We start from the raw sequence: 18318 nt of genomic DNA, 5'->3' as shown, positions 1-18318 counted from the left end.
AGGTTGTCGGGGAATATGTAGCGTTCAGACGGGCTGCGGGCTATCGGTCTTGAAGATCGACAGATCAATGTTCTCGCCAACCATGAGGTCCTCTCGGCCAACGAAACTCGGCTTGACGACCCAGACCAGCAAGGGCAGGACGATCAGGGCCAGGACCATGTTGATCATCATGATTGCGACCAGGAGCAGGCCCATGTCGGCCATGAACTTGAGGTCGGACAGCAGGTACCAGGGCAGGATGCCGATCAGCATGATCAGGGCCGTGAAGAGGATGGCCTTGCCGGTGGTGGTCAGCGAAGCGACGATCGCCTGGCCCCAATCCCCCTCGTGCGCTCCGAATTCCTCGCAGATGCGCGACAGCAGGTAGATGCCGTAGTCGATTCCGACACCCACGCCCAGGACCGCCACCATCACCGAGTTGATGTCCAGGCCGATCCCGAGGATGTGCATGATCGACAGCTGCAGGAAATTGGACAGGTTTACCGGGATCAGTAGCAGGAACGCCGCCATGAAGGAGCGGTACGCGATGTAGCAGATGATGTAGATCACCAGGTTGAGCACGCCCAGGATGACCCAGTGGTAGCGTTCAACCACCAAGTTCATCGCCTGCTGCAGGGCAATGGTTCCGGACGCCATGCGGATGCGGAATCCCTCATGCTCGGTGCCCAGTGCCGCCACAGCCTTCCTGGCGCTGGCCAAGGCTGCATCCACGGTTTCCTGCTTGTTGTCCGGATACCACAGGGACACCGTCGAGTTCTGGAACTCGAAGTCCGTGATGTGGGAGAAGTTCACAGGATTGGTACCGAAGGTCACGGCATTGCCCGCCGCGCCGACAGCCGACTTCGTCGGGTCCAGCGGATACCATTTCGGATCACCGCCCGAGAAGAGGCGATTGCCCTCCATCATGTAGTCGGCAAACGACAGCGTCGCTCGGGGCGGCATGTCTGGGTCCGACTCCACCATGGCCTGCAGGGCCAGGGATGCATTCACCACTTCCGGAGTGCGTGCGACGCGCGTGCTGATGTCGCGGGCTTTGGCCTCGATGATCAGCTCCAGTGTATTTACACCCGGGAAGTGTCGATTGATGGCACGGATCGCCGTGTTGAAGTCCGAGTCTTCCCACAGAAGATTGGACCCCTCGACCGGATTGCCGATCTTGATCTGCATGGACAGGTAGACCGCCACGATCGATATCACCACCACAACCAGGGTGGTGAGCTTGGCCGGACGACCATAGGTCAGCATGGCGGTCTTGCCGAGTACCCGCTTCAGGAATGCATGGAAGCCCTTCCTGTCCTGCGCCGTGATCTGGTCGATGTTTTTCGGTGTGGGCAGATACGACAGAACCACAGCGATCAGGAAGACGCCCGTCGGGATGATGCAGAAGGCCCAGAACCCGCAGAACAGGGCAAAGCGTTCCATCGCCGGGATCGGGGCGATCATGATCGCCAGGATGCCGAAGACGTCAGTCCAGATGCCCAGAATCGAAGGCACCATCATGACAGCCATCGAGATCTCGGCAGCCTTCTTCTTGTCGCCGATGTGCTTGTAGACCTCGTAGTAACGTTCCGCGAACTGGATGCAGTGGGAGAACGATCTGGCGATGAGCAGCAGTGGCACAACCATCAGCAGGGGCTCGACCGGCAGCTTTAGCCAACCCACGAAGCCGAAGCCCCAGACACCCGCCATCAGGCTGCAGATGATCGGCGTGACCGTGCCGGCGATGTTCCTCATGTAGAGGGCCAGCATCACCACCAGGGCCACCAGGGTGATCCCGAAAATCAAGTAGGTCTGCTTCTGCAGCTTGTAGACCCAGCCCGTCAGGATGGGCTGGCCGACGACATAAATCTCATGGTCGGCGTCCCGGTACTTCTCAGACAGGCCCTGAACCTCCTTGAACACCACGTCGTAGTCCAGCAGGTGCTCGAGGAAAGCTGCGGTGATCAGCGTGGCGGACTCGTCGCCTGAGACGTAAAAGGTGCGGACGTTGGGGCTTTGCTCGACCCGACGTCGGAAGTCCTTGATAGCGTCGGCATCCTTGGGGACCGAGTCTTCCATGATCGGCCGCAGATCCACGCCGTAAGGCGTAGCCTCGGCATAACGCGCCTTCTCGGTCGCGATCGAGATCAGGGTGTTGTGGTCGATGCCCGCGATGAGGTCAATGTCGCGAGTAAATGCCCAGACCTTGTTCAGGGTCTCCGCGTTGTATATATCCCCGTTCTTGTGCTTGATCATCACTGTTACGGTGAGCGGATTGCCGAAGTTCGGGTGGTCCTTGAAGACCTGCACAAACGGGTCGTCCGAGGGCAGCAGGTCGGAGAAGATGGTCTTGATGGTCAGGCCGGGCAGGCCGGCCGCGAAGCCCAGGGTCACCAAGGCGAACAGCCAAGCCATGAGCAGCCGGTGCTCGATGACCCATCGGGCGATTCTGAAGCGCAGGGTGTCGGTAATCGGACGACCCTGTTCCTGCTCAAGATGACTGCTCATGATCTCCTCACTCCGCCCGTGCATGCGGGCGGAAACGTTCTAGTAGGGTGTTTGCATGGCCTGATGCCATGCGATTCCCGGAAGCGGGGGGCCCGGATGCCGGGCTCCCCGCCGCCTTGCGGGATTGCTCGTCGCGACTACAGGGTCTTCAGGTACTCGATGACCGCGCGGCGCTCTTCGTCAGTCAGCACCTTGGTCCACTCGTGACCGCGATTCTTTTTGGCGTACTTGTTGGTGTTGAAGATCATGCGATCTTCACGACCCGAATCTCCGCCAGGAACAATCGTGCCGGTATAGGTGAGCCAGCTAAGCTCACCCTGCACCAAGTCCGTCAGCCAGGTCAGCTCCGGGCGAAGGTCCGTGTCGATCGCGCAAAGGATCATGGGCACGCCCGGAGGCGTGTCGCCGCAGTTGAGAGCTTCAGCCTTCCAACCGATGTCCTTGAAGTCGTAGCCCCTGTCCAGGCGCCACTCGAAGCCGTTGAAAGCAACGTCGGTTGTCGTCCGCTGGCGCCGCCAGATGGGACGGCGATCGGATGGCTTGAGCACCTCCCAAATAGTGGGGACCGATCCGTTGTGGAAGTACGGCGAATTGGCCCAGACACCATGGAGCGGAGGCGTGTGATAGCCAATGGTCTTCTCTTCGAAGGAGCACGCGCCCTTCTTTCTGCCCGCAATCTGCCCCAGAGGGATCGACGGAACAGGGCCGAGCACACCGCTGAGGATGGTGGACACCAGATTCCCCACAGGCTGCAGGAGGCCCATGTTGTTCAGATTGCGATTGATATAGTCCGCAATGTTTTCACCGGTCAGCCCATCCGTCAGGGCGTAGTCATCCACGATCTCCTGCAGGAGATTCTTCTCCTCAGGCGCAACATAGCCCTCGACGGCATCCGGATAGGCCCACCAGAAAGTAGAGATATGGGTGCGGAACGGCGCAATCCATCCCTCGGTTTGCGCAGAATCGGTATTGATGATCTCCAGGGGAACGGTGTAGCCGGTCATGCCGACAAGGCGCGGATCAGGTAGGAATCGCTTGTCGTTGGCATACCGCGGAGAGTAGGCGCCGTGGCAGCTTGCGCAGGAGCCGTTACCCTTCGGGCGCGGAATGTCGGAGTTCCCATCGCCCGCCCACAGGTTCTTCTCGTGGAACAGGATCGCTCCCGACTCGGCCAGCTTGCGATCAATGCAGCCCGTCTTGTCACCCGGCTTCGCCGAGCCGTCCGCGCCGGAGCAATAGCCCTGCGGATAGTCGGGAGCTTCAGTCGACAGCGTCCAGTCGTGCACGTCCTCGAAGTAGACGCCCTCGTTCTCCTTCAACTCATCGCCGCTCAGTCCGTTGATACTGCCGAAGTACATGTTGCCGCGCGACGAATCGGTCGAATGACCTCCGAACCACAGGTAGCGGGTCTTGTTGTGCAGCCACCACCAAGAGGGCGGACGCTGGTCGCCGAAGCTGGAGTGATTCGGGATCACCAGTACCTTGTGCGCATCGAGAGAATCGAAATCTCGAATTCCTACCATGATCTCCACGGGGATGTCGGCGTTGAATGTTCCGCGCGTTGCGCCCAAAGCACCCACAGCGATAGGGCCCAGATCGGCGCTTCCAGCAGTATCCATATTGGTATTGGGAAGACCCATGAATCCACCGTACGGATTTTTTCCGAAACGATCTTTTGTCTGATTTCCAAGACCGTCGCGACCGGTCACTTCTCCTTGACCGATACGACCTGCATGGCACCCAAAGCAGGTTCCACCCGAGCCACCGTTGAAGCTTCCATCGACATTCTTGGCCTGAGCCGTTCCGAGCTGCAGTCGGCCAGTGCCCCCGAAGTTCTTGATAAACGTTCCAGGGCCAGGAACGTGAAACTTTCCATCGTTTGGAACGGTGTAAGGCTTACCCAGGAACTCCTCTTCGCCCGGCATCGGATAGGGGTTGTATACACCCGCAATCAGCTCACCCTTCTTGTTGAAGACCGGGTCCGGGGCCAGCGCGCCACCAAAGCGCTCCACCCACTGCTCATCAAAATTATCCGGACGCTCGGAAAGACCCCAATCCTTCCAGGAATTATTTCTATTGTTGAAATTTCCAGAAGCATGCGACCCGTCGGGCTTTGTATCGGTGGGAGTCATCGAGACCCAGTCCCCGCCTTTACGGACGCGCTCGCGGAATTCTCCGCAAGTCTTGGCGTAGTCCTTGGCACCGTATATTGCCTTCTGACCCTTCGCGACTCGCAACTCGTTCTGACGCTTCTGATTCGCAAAAAGGGCTTCCGTACGGCATTCCTCGAACGGATCATTGAAGTGAACGGCGTACTCTTCGCTATCGATCAACCCTGCATCCTGCGTCAGCAGAAAGCGGGGATCGTTCGCACGCCAGTTGATCGGCGTGCTGTCCGGCTTGCCGTCGCACAGCGTGTTGACGAAGAAATGCTTACCGGGGTTGCCCAGCAGCGGGAAGGTTTCCTGGATGACTCCGCCACCCACGTTGGCCAGCAAGGCGGCGCATTCGGCGGGGCTGTTCCAGCAGGTTAGGAGGATCTTCACATCCTTGTACTGCTGGCTCGTGGGGAGCCACGGACTTCCTCCGGAATGCGGCTCCGGATCCTGTCCGGAGGGCTTGGTCAGGATGCGATTGGTTTCCACGCCCTTGCCCAGCGCAGTCCATGACGACTTGAACTTGGCGTAGTCCTCTGCCGGATTGCCCGACAGCATAAAGAGGCGGCCCTTGTCGACGTCTGCCACGCCACCCGGCACGTGGCAGGTCCGGCAGAACGGAATATTGGGCTTAACACGGGCGTTGAAGAACGCCTCGTCCGACGAAAAACTGGTTGCACTGCTGGAGGGGACACCAGCCGAGCCTTCTACCTCGGATGATCCCTTGTACATGCCGCATCCCGTTGCTGAAGTCAGCAAGAAAAGCAGCGCAATAACGCGCGCCATGTTCATGTCTAAATCCTCTCCTCATTATTTCGCGCAATCCCCAGACGCTCGGCCATGTGCAGGCATCGTCCGGTAGCTGTACACGTTGATCCTACGTCTGCGACTTCTGGAGTTCTTTCACGTACCTGATGGACTTGTATGTACTTGTCACCGGCCATGGAGTTACCTGGATTAATTCCGACGAATGGTTCCCCTGCACGCGCAACAATTTTCGGTGTCCACGCAAGTTGGCACGCACGGCCATGGTTGCGCACGTCGAATGCATCGATAGTTGGCAGGCCGGATTGCTCCTCCGCGGTCCGGTCATTTCGAAGCTGAGGCTTTGTCGGCCACGTTGCTCCCGCGGCGATGGCCGACTCTCTTTTTTGTCCTATGCTTACTGGGTCGCGCAGTTATGCAGTTGCACCAGGTCGCCGTTCGAAAGGAACGAAGGCTTCAGCGCGAAGTAGGATTTGAATACGCGGCTCATGTGCGACGGGTTCGAGAACCCGATCGTGTAAGCGACATCGGTGAGAGACCTGTCCTGGGAGAGAAGCTCGAGTGCCAATCTCATTTTTACCCAGAGCAGGTAGCGCCTCGGGGATAACCCTAGGTCCCTGGTAAAGACATGCGTCAGACGCCCTGCCGAGAAACCGCCGAGCTTTCCGAGGAACGAGGCATCAATCTGCCTTGGCGTATGAGTACGCAGCCAGGTCGCCACCATATCGATGCGGGGATCGATCGGGGCTACGCCGAAGGCGTCTGGAAACAGGGTGTTGAGAAGGAGTTCTGATTGTCGATAGTTCCTCTCGCAGTCCAGAGGAGCCTCGACGGGACTGCTGATGATATCCAGCAAGCTGGGCGACACTGAACTGGAGAGATCGACGACGGGACTGCTCTGCAGAACATCGGCGCGGATTCGTCGACAAAACCGATGGATCGGGTCCAGGTTCAGGCTGTAGCAACCATGGGGAGCGTCGAGCGATCGAACTGTGTCTGGGGCAAGCAGCAGAATCCTTCCGTTGACGACAAGGTCACGAGAAAGCCTGACAGAAAGGGTGCCTCTCAGACCGACGAGAATCGTGACTGTGGGCCTGGCACTCGGGCCAGACGACATCTTGGGCGAGATCCATATGATGCGATCTCCCCATAGGGTTGCATACGAGTTCACCGCTCTCCTCCATCCTGCCAGCTCGAAGAGGACGATGTCGTTTTTCGTTGGCCAAGGGATGGGGCTAAGGCCCTCGCGCTCGTTCCGGATTTCCCGGATCAAGCGCCCACGGCAGTGACATTCGATTCCTCTGGTGGCAGTGTGATGCCGGCAACAGGCCATCTCTATTGCAAATCACGCCATGGCGTTGCACCTGACGACACCCGTGTCGCCCCATTCAGGCTTCAAAAACCGCGGGAAGGGCAGTAGATTTCCCCCAGACTAGGTCAACCTTATTGCAATACGCGCCATAGCGTTGCATTTTCCGCCGCTTCTTGAGTCGCCGATCAGGCTTCCCGTAGGCTTCCGCAGGTTGGGATAATCAGGGGGTTTCATCTTGCTGCGCATCGACGTTGAAGGGTTCTCGATCTTGTCACGAGCCGGCCTCGCGTGTGGCTTCAACCTCGAGGAGCTCTTGAGGCGCGTGTCGCCGGAGGGATATGTCGTATCCGAACACCGGATGCGCATCGAGATGCACACCCTCGCCCGCATTTACGATTTCGCCCACCAGCTTTCAAGCCGTGATTATTTTCCGATGGTGATCGGCTCGGCCTGCGTCTACGAGGCAGCCCCCGAAATTAACTCCATGCTGATTTCGGCCCGATCCCTGCGGGACGCCATCCCGCTCCTGAAGGAGTTCCCGCGAATCATCATGCCGGAGCTGCATCTGGACCATCAGCTGACGGACTCCCATATGCAGATCGAAGTCGACCTGCATCGACTCGGTTCGCGGATCGAAGCGCCGGGAGTCATCGAGATGGTGATCTTGGTCTTGATGCGAACGATCCAAGGCGTGGTTTCCCAGCCCGTGGATTTCGGCATTTCCCTCAGCCACAGCCCCCAGACATCGGTCTCCAACTACCGGAAGTATTTCTATACATCCCCGGTATTCGGTGCCGACGTCAACGCCCTGAGGTTCTCCTCACGTTTTCTCGACATGAAGTCACCGGTGGCCTCCTCCGCGGTGCAGGCTCAGTCACGCATGATCTTCGACCGCAGGCTGCAGCTTTGCGCGAGTGGAAGCCCGCTCAGAGCCGCCATCGAGTCGCTGCTCGACCAGAATCCTCAAATGACAGGGGAGCAGGTTTGCGCGCAACTCGAAATGAGTGTCCGCGCTATGCAGCGGAAGCTATCGGAAGAAGGCACCTCATTCCGTGAGATTCACACTGAGATACGGTTCCGGTCAGCCAAGCGGATGCTGCGTGATCTTGCCCTTGATATTTCGTCGATCTCGGAGAAGCTAGGCTTTGCCGACCGGACAACCTTCACCCGTGCCTTTACCAAGCAAGAAGGCGTGTCCCCCAGTGCTTACCGGAAGAAGTTCGGGCCATCTTCGGCATAGACTTGTGCCTGTGGTGCCAATGTTCCAGCAGCATCCAAACTATCGGAACAGCAGCTATGCACTCGCATCTCTGGATGCTGCCTGCAGCCGCAGCCGCGCCTCGATAGGAGTTTACCCCCGTCCATTCGCGGAATGCCCGCGTGAACGCACTGTGCTCCGAGTATCCGAGCAGCAGGGAAATTTCAACGATTTGTAGGCGTGGATCGCGCAAGTAGGAGGCGGCCAGTTCGTGGCGCACCAGGTTCAGCTCGCACCTTCGCGGACGACGGCAAGCCCTCCCTTGTCGTAGCTGGGATTGCCGTCGTCCGCGTTGAGCGTGAACTGTCCCGGTGCATTGACGAGATGCTCGGCCGGGAAAGTCTGCGTGCGGAACAACCCTTTGCTGGCCTGGTACAGAATCATGCCATCCGGTGAGAGGCCGCAGACATTGGCATCGAGGTTGGCATTTCCCACCAAATCCTGACTACGCGTCTGGGTACGCACAGCCGCGCCGAAGGTGATGGTGATGGTGATGGTGGTATTGAGCACGCCATTGACTACCTCCTCACCTCACGGCAGGCTAAAATAAGGTGCGGAAGCACAGCCAGCATATGCTAACACCCCCATCGCCAACACCAAGCCCAGACGCTGGCGGCCGTGGCGTATGTTCTGCACAGCTTGTTTCCCTCGTCTAAGAAGGGCGTTGTTCGGCCCTGTTTTCATACTTGCGTCGCGGCTCTGCGCGATGAAACAGGCAGAAGGCTCCAACTCGCCGTCAGCGCATGGCCGCCCTGGCGAACCACTCGGCCGAAAGGCGCTGCAACCAGCGCGGCAGGTGCTGACCCATCAGGACCAGCGCGCGATTGACGGCGCCATTGATGTACACCGGCGTGCCTGCCATGCAGGCCGCGTAGCCCTGCTCCGCAACCTTCGCTGGAGTCAGGTTCCTGACTCCGGGGATCTTGAAGGTCTTGGCTCCCTGCTGGGCGATCATGTCGGTTTCCGTGAAGCCCGGACACAGGGCGGTGACCGACACGCCGCGGTGCTTCAGCTCGATGGACAGCGCTTCGGAGAACGACAGCACGTAGGCCTTGCTCGCCGCATAGGTGGCGGTCCATGGCAGCGGCTGGAACGCCGCGCTGGACGCAAGGTTGAGGACACGGCCGTGGCCGCGCTCGACCATGGCCGGCAGGAAGAGATGCGTCAGTTCCGTCAGCACGGTGATATTGAGCTGGAGCAGGGCCTGCTGCTCCGCCAGCCTGGTTTCCGGGAATGTGCCACGGAAAAGCAGGCCCGCGTTGTTGACCAGGATATCGACCGCCAGTCCGCGCTGCGTGACCTCCCGATGCAGCTGCTCGGCGGCCCCGGCCTGGCCGAGGTCCTGCGGGATGACTTCGACCGCGATCCCGTACTGCTGCCGCAGTCCTTGCGCCAGGGCTTCGAGCTTGTCGGCACGACGTGCGACCAGGATCAGGCTGTGCCCATGCCGGGCGAAGGTCCGGGCGAACTCGGCGCCGATGCCCGAGGAGGCTCCGGTGATCAGCGTGCGACCGGGTTTGTGAGAAGGACGAATGGATGCGTTCATGAAGTTTCCGATGGGTTCCTACCACTGTTGCCAGATGACGAGGTCCATCCACACGTTGAGCAGCCAGTGGACGATGACGACCGGCCAGATCGAGCGCGTCGCGAGCACGATCGCACTGGCGGCCGGGCCCCAGAACAGCGTACCCCACAGCTCCGGCAGCGGCTTGCCGAGGTGCCAGGCCGTGTAGGCGAGCATCGGGACCAGGATCCGCCAGTCGAGGGGATAGCGCTGCCCCATCCCGCCGGCATTGCCCGCGGGGGCCTGGCCAGTCGGCAGCAGGTACAGGCCGAAGAGCAGGTAGCCGCGGAAGATGAACTCGATCGCCAGGAAGAACGGCAGGTACCCCAGCTCGTAGACCACGAACTGGCCGACTCCATCGAAGTCGCGGAAGAACGGATACGTCGAGGCCATGGCCGGGTCGTTGCCATACTGGTAGAACGCGCCGAAAGAGGCGACGAAAAGTACGGCCGCCGTCATCAATGCGAGCCTGCGGAGGCCGCGCGGCGGCAGGCCGAGCCCGAACTCGCGCAGCGGCAACTTGAACACGTATCGGATCATGATCGCGGGGATTCCGACGACCAGCAGGGCGCCTGCCCAGAAACTCAGCCACTCCTGATCCCAGGCAATCCCCGGGATGATCCTCGCGCGTGCCGATGGGTCGCTGCCCGGTCCGGCCCACCCGTCCCACAGCATCCCCAGCAGTTCGAGATTGCCGTGATAGCCCCAGAGCATGAGGGCAACGATCGCGCTGCCCAGGAGCAGCCCTTTCGGATCGCGGAGGGGCCCGGCAAAGGCGTTCCAGATCAGGCTCGCCACGGTGCGGACCGTGGGCGACCTGAGTTGGGAAGGGCGGATCGGGATCACGGTCGCGCCAGGAAGCGGACCAGCAGCGTGGCCAGCACAGGATACAGGCCCCAGGCCATGCCCACTCCGATCGTCAAGGCCGTCCGGCCTTTCAGGGGCCCGAGCCTGTTGCCGGGGAAGGTCCAGGCGTTCAGCCCGGCGAAATTCAGCGCCTCATAGGCGATGCCGATGATCGCGCCGCACAGGAACTGGACCGGCAGGGCGCTGCCCTGGGTCAGCCAGGCGAGCGTGCCGAACAGCAGCCCGACGGTGACCAGGACGTTGACTGCCACCATGCGCGGCGGCGTGTAGACCCACAGACGCAGCGCGCGCGCCAGGATTTCCACGAGGACGCCGAGGAACATGGAAACAGCGACAAACTTCAGCCAGGTCGTCATGCGATATTTCTCAGGTGCGGAACTTCGTCATCGAGCCAGTAGGCGCGGCCATCCTCCACCACCAGGATTTCCTCGAACTTCGCACCGAAGCCCGCTCCTCCCACGTGCGGCTCGATGGCCCATAGCCCGAGCTTGCTGCCGCGATGATCGGGATTGAGCACTTCCTTGAAGAGGCCGTGCGAGAGGAAGGCACGCTGGGCGGTGGCGCTGAACCAGTTCACCCCGAACCTGCGCAGCGGCAGTCGCAGGCCGCTGTCCTTCGACTCGGTCACGTGGTAGACGCGGTGGCCGAGCACGCTGAGCGGGTACAGGGCGTGACAATTCGTGTATCCGGCATCGGCGATCCGGCGATCGACCGCCTGCCAGATCTGCGCGGTGCTGCGGCTGGACATGAACAAACCGGGTATTTCCTCGCGCAGCTCTCGCAGGAGGCGCTGTGCCTTGCGCAGCGCTGGCGAGGCCGACAGGCTCAGGGTATAGCCGACGTCACCGATGTATCCGTTGACGATGGGCGACACGTCCAGGATCGCGATGTCCGTTGCCTTCAGCCTGCGGTCGCCGGGATGGAAGTCGTGGAAGCTGTCGTAGCCGGAGAAGCGGCTGTGCTCGCCGAACCAGGCGAACGGACGATGCAGGAAGTTCGGCGCTCCATGCGCATCGAGCCAGGCTTGCAGACGTTCAGTGACCTCCAGTTCCGAGTCGCCCTCCTGCATTTCCTTGCCGACCGCGACGACGCAGTCATAGGCCAGGCGCTGGGCTGCGCGAAACCCTTCGACGTCCACGGGCCGGGGCCGCTCGGCAGCGCTCGCGTTGACGCCGGACAGCCAGCCCAGAAATCGATGCCCCGCATAGAGGCCAGGACGCATTCCCGATTCGACAGACATGATGGAGTGTTCTCGCTTGGCGATGAGGAGGAGTGGCCTGCGCTACACCAGCACGTGGCCGTTCAGGTGCCGGCGCAGGAACTGCCCGAGTTCCGCGAGCGACTCATCGGCTTCCGCGAGCATGCCGGCGTGCAGCTGGAAGTCGTGCCAGAGACCTTCGAACTCGCGTACCTGGATGTCCACGCCGGCAGCGACCGCGCGATCCCGCAGCCGCAAGGAATCGCTGAGGACAACCTCCTCGCTTCCGACATGGACCAGGATCGGCGGCAGCCCTTTCAGGTCGGCGTAGAGCGGAGAGCACAGCGGATGCTCGAGGGGCAGGCCGTTCGTATAGTTTCGTGCCCACCTGGCGAGACCGGCCGGGGACTGCGACGGATCACGCGCTGCGTGGGTCTTCATGGTCTCGCCCTGGGCGGCGAGATCCGTCCATGGGGAAATCAGGGCCAGCGCGGCCGGCATCGGATCGCCGGCATCGCGCAGGGCCAGTGCGGTGGCAAGAACGAGCCCGCCGCCGGCCGAGTCGCCCGCCAGCGCGATGCTGCGCACGCCCTGTTCCCTCAGCCACCGATAGGCAGCGACCGCGTCATCCAGCGCCGCGGGATGAGGATGCTCGGGGGCCAGCCTGTAGTCCGGTGTGTGGGCAGAGACCTGTGCCGCTCGCGCGATGCGCCCGGTGATGACACGGTAGCCCCGCGCCGATCCGATGTTGTAACCCCCTCCGTGCAGATACAGGATCGCGTGGCCGGCTGCGGGCTCGCCGACGCTCACGCACTCCGCCGGCAGGCCGGCCATGGTCTGCCGGCGGACCTGCGTCCCCCGCGGCCCAGGCAGCATGGACGTCAGTCCGTTGACCCAGCGGCGCTGGAATCCGACGGAGAAGTTCGGGCGCAGGACCGGTTTGATGCCGACGCGCACGGCGCCGCCCAGGAATGACTTCAGCATTTCAGGTATCCGGATCAGAGGGATGGCAGGGCTTGCCGCAGCTTCTGCAAGGACTGCGTCTCGAGGCCATGCGTCCGGCCGAGGCGGATGTAGGTTTCCAGCATCAGTCGCGTCTGCGCGCCGACCTTGGAGAAGTGGTAGTGCAGATAGGACTCCAGCGGCAGCGGCAGCAGGCGCGCCGCGAGCGGCAGGAGCAGCCGCCATGTCCAGGGCCGGAGTAACGGCAGGAACCCCGCCGTCCGCGCTCCCGCGGTCTTCCGCGCGATCGCCAGTGCTTCGCGCACCGCACGCAGGCCCATGCGCAGGGGTTCGCTGCCCGGCAAGGCGGACAAGCGCCAGTGGCCGACTTCCAGCGCGGCAATCATCGGCTGCATGAGCGCAGTCGCGGCCGCTGTCCCGGGCGCCACGTCCGGCACGGCACGCGCGGCCATGCCGCCGGCTCTCAGTGCGTCGACCGCGCCGCTCACCCGCTCCGGCGTTCCGGACAGCGGCGTCGGCGTGAACGGCGGCAGGAAGTAGGCGATGCCCGAAGGTCCCGCCTTCCCCGGCAGCGGCGACTGGTAGCTGATGAGCGTGATGAGGCCGTGGACCACCTGTTCCGGTGCGCGGACACGCGTGCGCACATAGTCGGCGTCCTCAAGGTCCGGCTGCAGGCAGACGACGGTTGCCGTGCCGATCGCCGCGAGCAGCTGTGCCGCCAGTTCGCCACGCAGCGCATCCGAGGACAGGGTGAGCCACACCTGATCCCAGTGCCCGCGCGCAACGGCGGCCGGATCGGTCACGACGCGCACCCCGCTCCAGTCTTCGCGCTGCGTGGCGCGGTAGCGCAGGCGGTGCAGCGTGAGTCCCGCGGACACCGAGTCGCGGTACTTCGGCTTGACGAAGAAATGCACCTCGTGCCCCGCGCGATGCAGGTGCCAGCCATAAACGGCGCCGACGGCGCCGGCGCCAACAACAAGGATTCTTTTCATCGGGTGTCCTCCAGAACGGAAGCAGTATCCCGACTGCCCACGCCCTGAAATTGACACCATCAGACAAATTTTTGACACTGACGGACAGCGACCTTCGTCCTGTACACCAGCGGTATCAGGGCATTTCCGGCCGCCCTGCGAGCGCTCGCTGACCAGCAACGGCAACTAAGCTGACCAGGGCTGGCAATCAGACTGCCCGCTGCTCCATCGATCACCGCCGCTCTGTAAGAAAAGCAAAATGGGAAGGGCTGGATAGCGCCTGTCCGCCTCCATCTGCGCCAGCGTCGCCTCGTCCTGCACCCGTAGGGATGCCACCAGCATCGCCATGCGCTCCTCCATTCAAGGCGTCAGCGCCGGCAGCAGGTTGCCGAGCAGCGGCAGCTGCACCGTCCCCTGGACCCGCACGCGCACGGCGTGCGGCGGCACGACGGTCAAACCAGCGGTCGGATACTGGTTGTCGTTGGCGCCGAAGATCATCAGGCCGAGCTGGTCTCCGACCTGGGCGCGCTCCAGCACGCCGCTCATCTCGACCCGGTGATGGCCCAGGCCGCGCAGCGGCGTGAGCTGGTTGTCGACCAGATCCCAGGGCGTCAGGCCGAGCAGGTGCTTCTGGCCGATGCCGACGTAGATGATGGTGTCGCCGCCGCGGGCGGACGGGTTGTCGGGATCGGTCAGCGTCACGTCCAGCGTGGGGATGCCGGCGAGCACGTTGCTCACATCGCTCACCGTCAGCAGCGGCACCGTGGTGGTCTGGCTATTGTCCTGGCCGACGGTGACGGTGTTTCCGGGTGCGTCGGCGGCGATGTCGAAGCCTCGGCCGCCACGCTGGATCGCGTCCACTTTCACCGAATCGACCGCGGTAAGGCTCAGGCAGATGGGCTGGGTGCCGAGCACCTGGTCGGCCTGCCCGCCCATGCCTTTCAGGTGCTCGTTGAAAAAGGCCAGAACCGCCTGGATCGTCGTCGTGCCGCCGCAGAGGACGCCGGTGGAGGTCGGATCGGGCTGGTAGATGATTCCCGGGTCCCGGGGAAACGCGAACGCGAGGACCCCGAGCTGCACCAGCAGGCCGGTCGAGTTGTGGCCGATCTGGTCGGTGAAGATACGCACGTCGCCGCCGTTGGGCTTGAGGCACTCGTAGTTGGCGAGCGCCTCGTTGAGGTTGAAAATGGTGTCGCGCGAGGACTGGATGTAGAGCGCGTTGACCTTCGGCGGATAGCGTGGCGCCAGGCGCGGCGCGGTGCCGGAACCGCCGTTGGTCGCGACGCGCCGGCCGCCGCAGAAATAGCCCAGGCCGTGGTAGCGCAGGAAGTCCAATGCCTGCTGATCGGGCCGGTTGTCGGCGAAGGCCTGATCCATCAGCTGCAGCAGGAAGGGATCGAGCTTCTCGGGGGTGTCCTTGACCTGGTCGTGCAATCCGTGCAGCCACTGCTCCTTCAATACGCCGCCTTGGGCGAGGCTGTAGCTCAGGTCGTGCCAGGTGACGGAAGGCACGATCGCGTCGAGGCGCTGCTTCGGATCGATTGCCAGCAGCATGTGCTGGAAAGCGCCGCCGTAAGAGGGGCCGATGGAACCGAGCATGAGGTTGTGCGGATCGCTGCCATCCTCGCTGGGGCCGTAGGCGAGCCAGTCCAGATTCGCTTCCGCCCAATCGACCGCGCGTACCACGTTGGCGCCTTCGTAGTCCGGATCCTGCAGGCGCGCCCTGCCGCCGGATTGGCCGAAGGCGCGATTGTCCACGCTGAGCACGCCATAGCCGGCGGCCACCAGCACGTCGAGGGGCGCAAAGGGAAGGAAGGCGATCGTCTGCGGGTCCGTGGGAACGAGCGAGGTCTGGCGCGGACTGCTCCAGCCGGCGGCGGCCAGCACCAGCGGATATTTCTTGCTGCAATCCATCAGCGCCGGCTCGAACACGGTCGCCGCGATGGTTTCGCCGTTGCCGAGCGGCGATGGGATGGTGACGTCGTAAGTCCGCCCCAGACCCGACCGGCAGGGCCTGCCCTGGCCGTCGGGCTTGAGCTGCTCGCCGGCGCCGATGACGGTGCCGGATCCGCCGCCGGGCAGCGCGCCTGGCTTGCTGCTGTCGCCGCAGGCCGCCAGCAATACAGCGAGCGCCAGCGCGAGCGGAGCACAAGCCTGCTTGAAGTCTGCGTTCATCGATGTATCCGGGTCGGTCCTGCCGCCGCCAGCCGCCGCGACGCGGCGGTGATTTGTTCGCGTTCCTGTTCAAGCAGGCCGGATGCGGCGGGATGCCGCAGGCGGCGTCGATGCAACCGCCCGCACGCGCCTCGCCCCTCCATTGCAGCGCAGGGGGGTCCCGGGCGCCAGCCAGCTTGTTGGGGGAATGCTATGGAATCGGCCAGGCCGGCGGCAGAGCAATAGCGGACGGATAGGGAGTCGCCTGCGGACAGGTCGCGCGCGCCAGATGGCTGCGACGGCGGGCGTAGAAGAAATACAGCGCCGAGCCCAGCAGCATCCACAGACCGAGCCCACGACGCCTACCGCGCCTTCGCCTTGCGGGACCACCTGACACTGGTGCAGGAGCATCACGACAACAGGCTGCCGCTCTTGGTCAGCAAGCGGGTGGCGCTGGTCAGCTGCCTGGCACGGTGGGCAGCTGCTGTGGCGGCGGTGGTCAGTTTGGCTGGCCACGGGTGCTCAATTTGTTTGGCGGCGGTGGGCAAGTCCTTGGCGGTTTGCAAGTGAACCATGACGGCGCTTGAGCGGTATCAGAACCGGCCGGACCTGGATTCCTTCCGGATGGCCGACGGTGTCTTGCCGAACCAGCGCCGGCTTGATCGGGTGAACGCCGATTGCTCGGGGAAGCCGAGCAGCCCCGAAACCTGGCCGAGTGAAACCTGGGTCTCCCGCAGGTATTGCAGCGCCAGCTCCTGGCGCAGGGATTCCTTGATGTCCTCGAATCCGGTGCCCTCTGCCTGGAGCCGGCGGTGCAAGGTGCGTGGATGGATGGCGAGCATCGCCGCGATGCCTTCCATGGTCGCCTGCGGCGTGCCGAGCATGCGCCGCAGGGCGAGCCGTACCCGCGTACTGATGGCGTCGCCGGGCACGCGGAAGTGCCGCGACAGGTAGTCCTCCGTGATCTGTCGCAGCTCGGAATTCGCGCCCCGCAGTTCGGCGCGCAGGGAAGTTGCGTGCATATGCAAGGCCGCGCGCTCCTGGTTGGCGATGACCGGCGCGCCGAAGAACCGACGGTAACGGCTCAGCGACGCGACCGGCGTGTGCGGGAGCGTGACGAGCTTCAGGTCGTAGTGCACGCCCAGCAGCGCTCTGGCGAAGCGATGGGTCAAGCCGAGGGAAAGATCGATGTTCTGCCGCTGCGGCGGCCGGATCTCGAAGACGATTTCGACCGCCCCCTTGATCGACTCGCTGTGCGGGTTGATCGCCATCGCCAGCCCCTGGCTATGCACGAACATGTATCGCGAGGCGATCTGGAACGCCTCGGAGGCCGTCGCCGCGCTCTGGATGATGACGCCGAGCTTTCCGAGGATGCCGATATCCTGGTTCTCGGCGATCCGCAGCCCGAGGTCTCCACACCCGGTGTCCGCGCTGCTGGCTTCGAGCAGCTGCGCCACGGCACGCAGGTCCAGCAGTGCGTCGTCGTCGTCCAGTGCCTTGGGCGCAATGTGATGCCGCCGCAGGAACGGCGCGGGGTCGGCACCGAGCCCGCGCATGACCGCCGCGTATGCCCGTATGCCACTGGCGCGCACCATGAGAGACATGTCCGATAGTGTCAAAACATTGTCTGCCCGTGTCAAGGATGGCAGGCGCCCGATCCGGACACTGTTGCTCACACCTTCAAGAGCGACAGGGCCTGACATGCTGAAGAAAATCTATCGCAGCACATTGCGTGTCGTGCTCAAGCCGGTATTTGGCTCCACCTTCTCCATAGGGTTCCAGCGCCACTGGTCTCATTATCTCAGCGTCGCGATGATCGGTCAGCGAGGCGCGCGCGCAAACCTGCAAAACATGAATGGCGTGCCTGCAGAGCGTGTGACGGTCGGCGATCCCGCCGCCGACCTCGCCATTCTCTATCTGCATGGAGGCGGCTACAACATCTTGTCAGCGCGGGCCTACCGTGCCCTGACAGGTCGTTTCGCCAAGGCGTCAGGCGTTGCGGTACACGTCCCGGACTATCGATTGGCGCCCGAACACCCTCATCCTGCGGCGCTGGAAGATGCGCTTAGTGCTTACCGCTGGTTGCGGAAGCAGGGGCTGCGTCACATCGCGATCGCTGGCGATTCGGCAGGTGGAGGACTGGCGCTCGCCACTGCTGTTGCATTGCGCGACGCCGGCGAGCCGATGCCGGTGGCGCTCGCCTTGATCTCCCCTTGGGTGGATCTTGCTTCCCGAGGCGAGACCTACTGGACTCACGTGCAGCGCGATCCCCAGTTGACGCCGGACGGAGTCACACGATGGGCTCGGGCCTACACCGGGGACCTGCCCCTTGATCACCCGCTGTGCTCGCCGCTCTATGCCGACCTGAAAGGCTTGCCGCCCATGCTGATTCATGTCGGCAGCGAGGAAATACTGCTCAGTGATTCCTTGAGCCTGAAGGAGCGCGCCCGTGTCGCCGGGGTCGACGTGCAGCTGCGTGAATTCGAGGGGCTGTGGCATGACTTCCAGGTCCAGGCCGGCATCGTCAAGGAAGGGGCGGAGTCGCTGAAAACCCTGGGAGCGTTTCTGCGCGGCCACCTGAACCGCAGCGCATCGCTGTAACGCGACGACTTTCACCGGAGCA

General features: G+C 62.9%; 14 protein-coding genes and 1 pseudogene. 2 read left to right on the top strand and 13 right to left on the bottom strand.

Annotation, left to right across the window (positions count from 1 at the left end; translation table 11 throughout):
• Nucleotides 1–24: 24 nt before the first annotated feature.
• From D0B54_RS07435 to D0B54_RS07425, 3 genes are all read right to left on the bottom strand, one after another.
• Nucleotides 25–2487: an efflux RND transporter permease subunit gene (locus tag D0B54_RS07435; RefSeq protein WP_117290654.1), complete on the bottom strand. Its 2463-nt coding sequence runs from the start codon at nucleotides 2485–2487 to the stop codon at nucleotides 25–27.
• Between the two features lie 137 nt (nucleotides 2488–2624).
• A complete protein-coding gene (locus tag D0B54_RS07430) occupies nucleotides 2625–5435 on the bottom strand; it encodes a hypothetical protein (RefSeq protein WP_117290652.1) in 2811 nt (936 codons plus the stop codon).
• 370 nt (nucleotides 5436–5805) lie between these two features.
• Nucleotides 5806–6579 carry an AraC family transcriptional regulator gene (locus D0B54_RS07425; protein ID WP_162932282.1) on the bottom strand — a complete coding sequence of 258 codons (774 nt, stop codon included), beginning with the start codon at nucleotides 6577–6579 and terminating at the stop codon, nucleotides 5806–5808.
• A gap of 376 nt (nucleotides 6580–6955) precedes the next feature.
• Here D0B54_RS07425 and D0B54_RS07420 point away from each other — a divergent pair, with 376 nt between their 5' ends.
• Nucleotides 6956–7960 (top strand): helix-turn-helix transcriptional regulator, encoded by a 1005-nt coding sequence (locus D0B54_RS07420; protein WP_117290648.1) that lies wholly within the window; start codon nucleotides 6956–6958, stop codon nucleotides 7958–7960.
• A gap of 115 nt (nucleotides 7961–8075) precedes the next feature.
• On the opposite strand, the pseudogene D0B54_RS25165 reads toward D0B54_RS07420, so the two are convergent.
• The 10 genes and pseudogenes from D0B54_RS25165 to D0B54_RS07370 form a co-directional block, all read right to left on the bottom strand.
• Nucleotides 8076–8216, bottom strand: a pseudogene (locus D0B54_RS25165) (helix-turn-helix domain-containing protein); the annotation flags it as partial.
• The gene (locus tag D0B54_RS07410) at nucleotides 8204–8488 is read right to left on the bottom strand and encodes a DUF1302 family protein (protein WP_117290646.1); all 285 of its coding nucleotides are present in this window, start codon (nucleotides 8486–8488) and stop codon (nucleotides 8204–8206) included. The pseudogene D0B54_RS25165 and the gene D0B54_RS07410, both read right to left, overlap by 13 nt.
• Nucleotides 8489–8714: 226 nt before the next feature.
• Nucleotides 8715–9524: an SDR family NAD(P)-dependent oxidoreductase gene (locus tag D0B54_RS07405; protein ID WP_117290644.1), complete on the bottom strand. Its 810-nt coding sequence runs from the start codon at nucleotides 9522–9524 to the stop codon at nucleotides 8715–8717.
• A gap of 18 nt (nucleotides 9525–9542) precedes the next feature.
• Nucleotides 9543–10340 (bottom strand): CPBP family glutamic-type intramembrane protease, encoded by a 798-nt coding sequence (locus D0B54_RS07400; RefSeq protein WP_162932281.1) that lies wholly within the window; start codon nucleotides 10338–10340, stop codon nucleotides 9543–9545.
• 44 nt (nucleotides 10341–10384) lie between these two features.
• Nucleotides 10385–10765: a hypothetical protein gene (locus D0B54_RS07395; RefSeq protein WP_117290640.1), complete on the bottom strand. Its 381-nt coding sequence runs from the start codon at nucleotides 10763–10765 to the stop codon at nucleotides 10385–10387.
• A complete protein-coding gene (locus D0B54_RS07390; RefSeq protein WP_117290638.1) occupies nucleotides 10762–11649 on the bottom strand; it encodes a M24 family metallopeptidase in 888 nt (295 codons plus the stop codon). The genes D0B54_RS07395 and D0B54_RS07390 overlap by 4 nt, the downstream gene beginning before the upstream one ends.
• 42 nt (nucleotides 11650–11691) lie before the next feature.
• On the bottom strand, nucleotides 11692–12591 hold the full coding sequence (locus D0B54_RS07385) for an alpha/beta hydrolase (RefSeq protein WP_162932280.1): 900 nt from the start codon (nucleotides 12589–12591) through the stop codon (nucleotides 11692–11694).
• Nucleotides 12592–12605: 14 nt separating this feature from the next.
• Nucleotides 12606–13562: a ketopantoate reductase family protein gene (locus D0B54_RS07380; RefSeq protein ID WP_162932279.1), complete on the bottom strand. Its 957-nt coding sequence runs from the start codon at nucleotides 13560–13562 to the stop codon at nucleotides 12606–12608.
• Nucleotides 13563–13901: 339 nt separating this feature from the next.
• Nucleotides 13902–15716 carry an alpha/beta hydrolase gene (locus tag D0B54_RS07375; RefSeq protein WP_117290634.1) on the bottom strand — a complete coding sequence of 605 codons (1815 nt, stop codon included), beginning with the start codon at nucleotides 15714–15716 and terminating at the stop codon, nucleotides 13902–13904.
• A 572-nt stretch (nucleotides 15717–16288) separates the two neighbouring features.
• On the bottom strand, nucleotides 16289–17290 hold the full coding sequence (locus tag D0B54_RS07370) for an AraC family transcriptional regulator (protein ID WP_205527297.1): 1002 nt from the start codon (nucleotides 17288–17290) through the stop codon (nucleotides 16289–16291).
• A gap of 106 nt (nucleotides 17291–17396) precedes the next feature.
• On the opposite strand from D0B54_RS07370, the gene D0B54_RS07365 reads away from it, so the two are divergent.
• On the top strand, nucleotides 17397–18296 hold the full coding sequence (locus D0B54_RS07365) for an alpha/beta hydrolase (RefSeq protein ID WP_162932278.1): 900 nt from the start codon (nucleotides 17397–17399) through the stop codon (nucleotides 18294–18296).
• Nucleotides 18297–18318: the final 22 nt, after the last annotated feature.

The sequence above is a fragment of the Solimonas sp. K1W22B-7 genome (assembly GCF_003428335.1).
In the GTDB taxonomy this organism is placed as follows: domain Bacteria; phylum Pseudomonadota; class Gammaproteobacteria; order Nevskiales; family Nevskiaceae; genus Solimonas_A.
The sequence above is the reverse complement of the archived record's forward strand: the minus strand, read 5'-3'. Positions and strand labels throughout refer to the sequence as shown.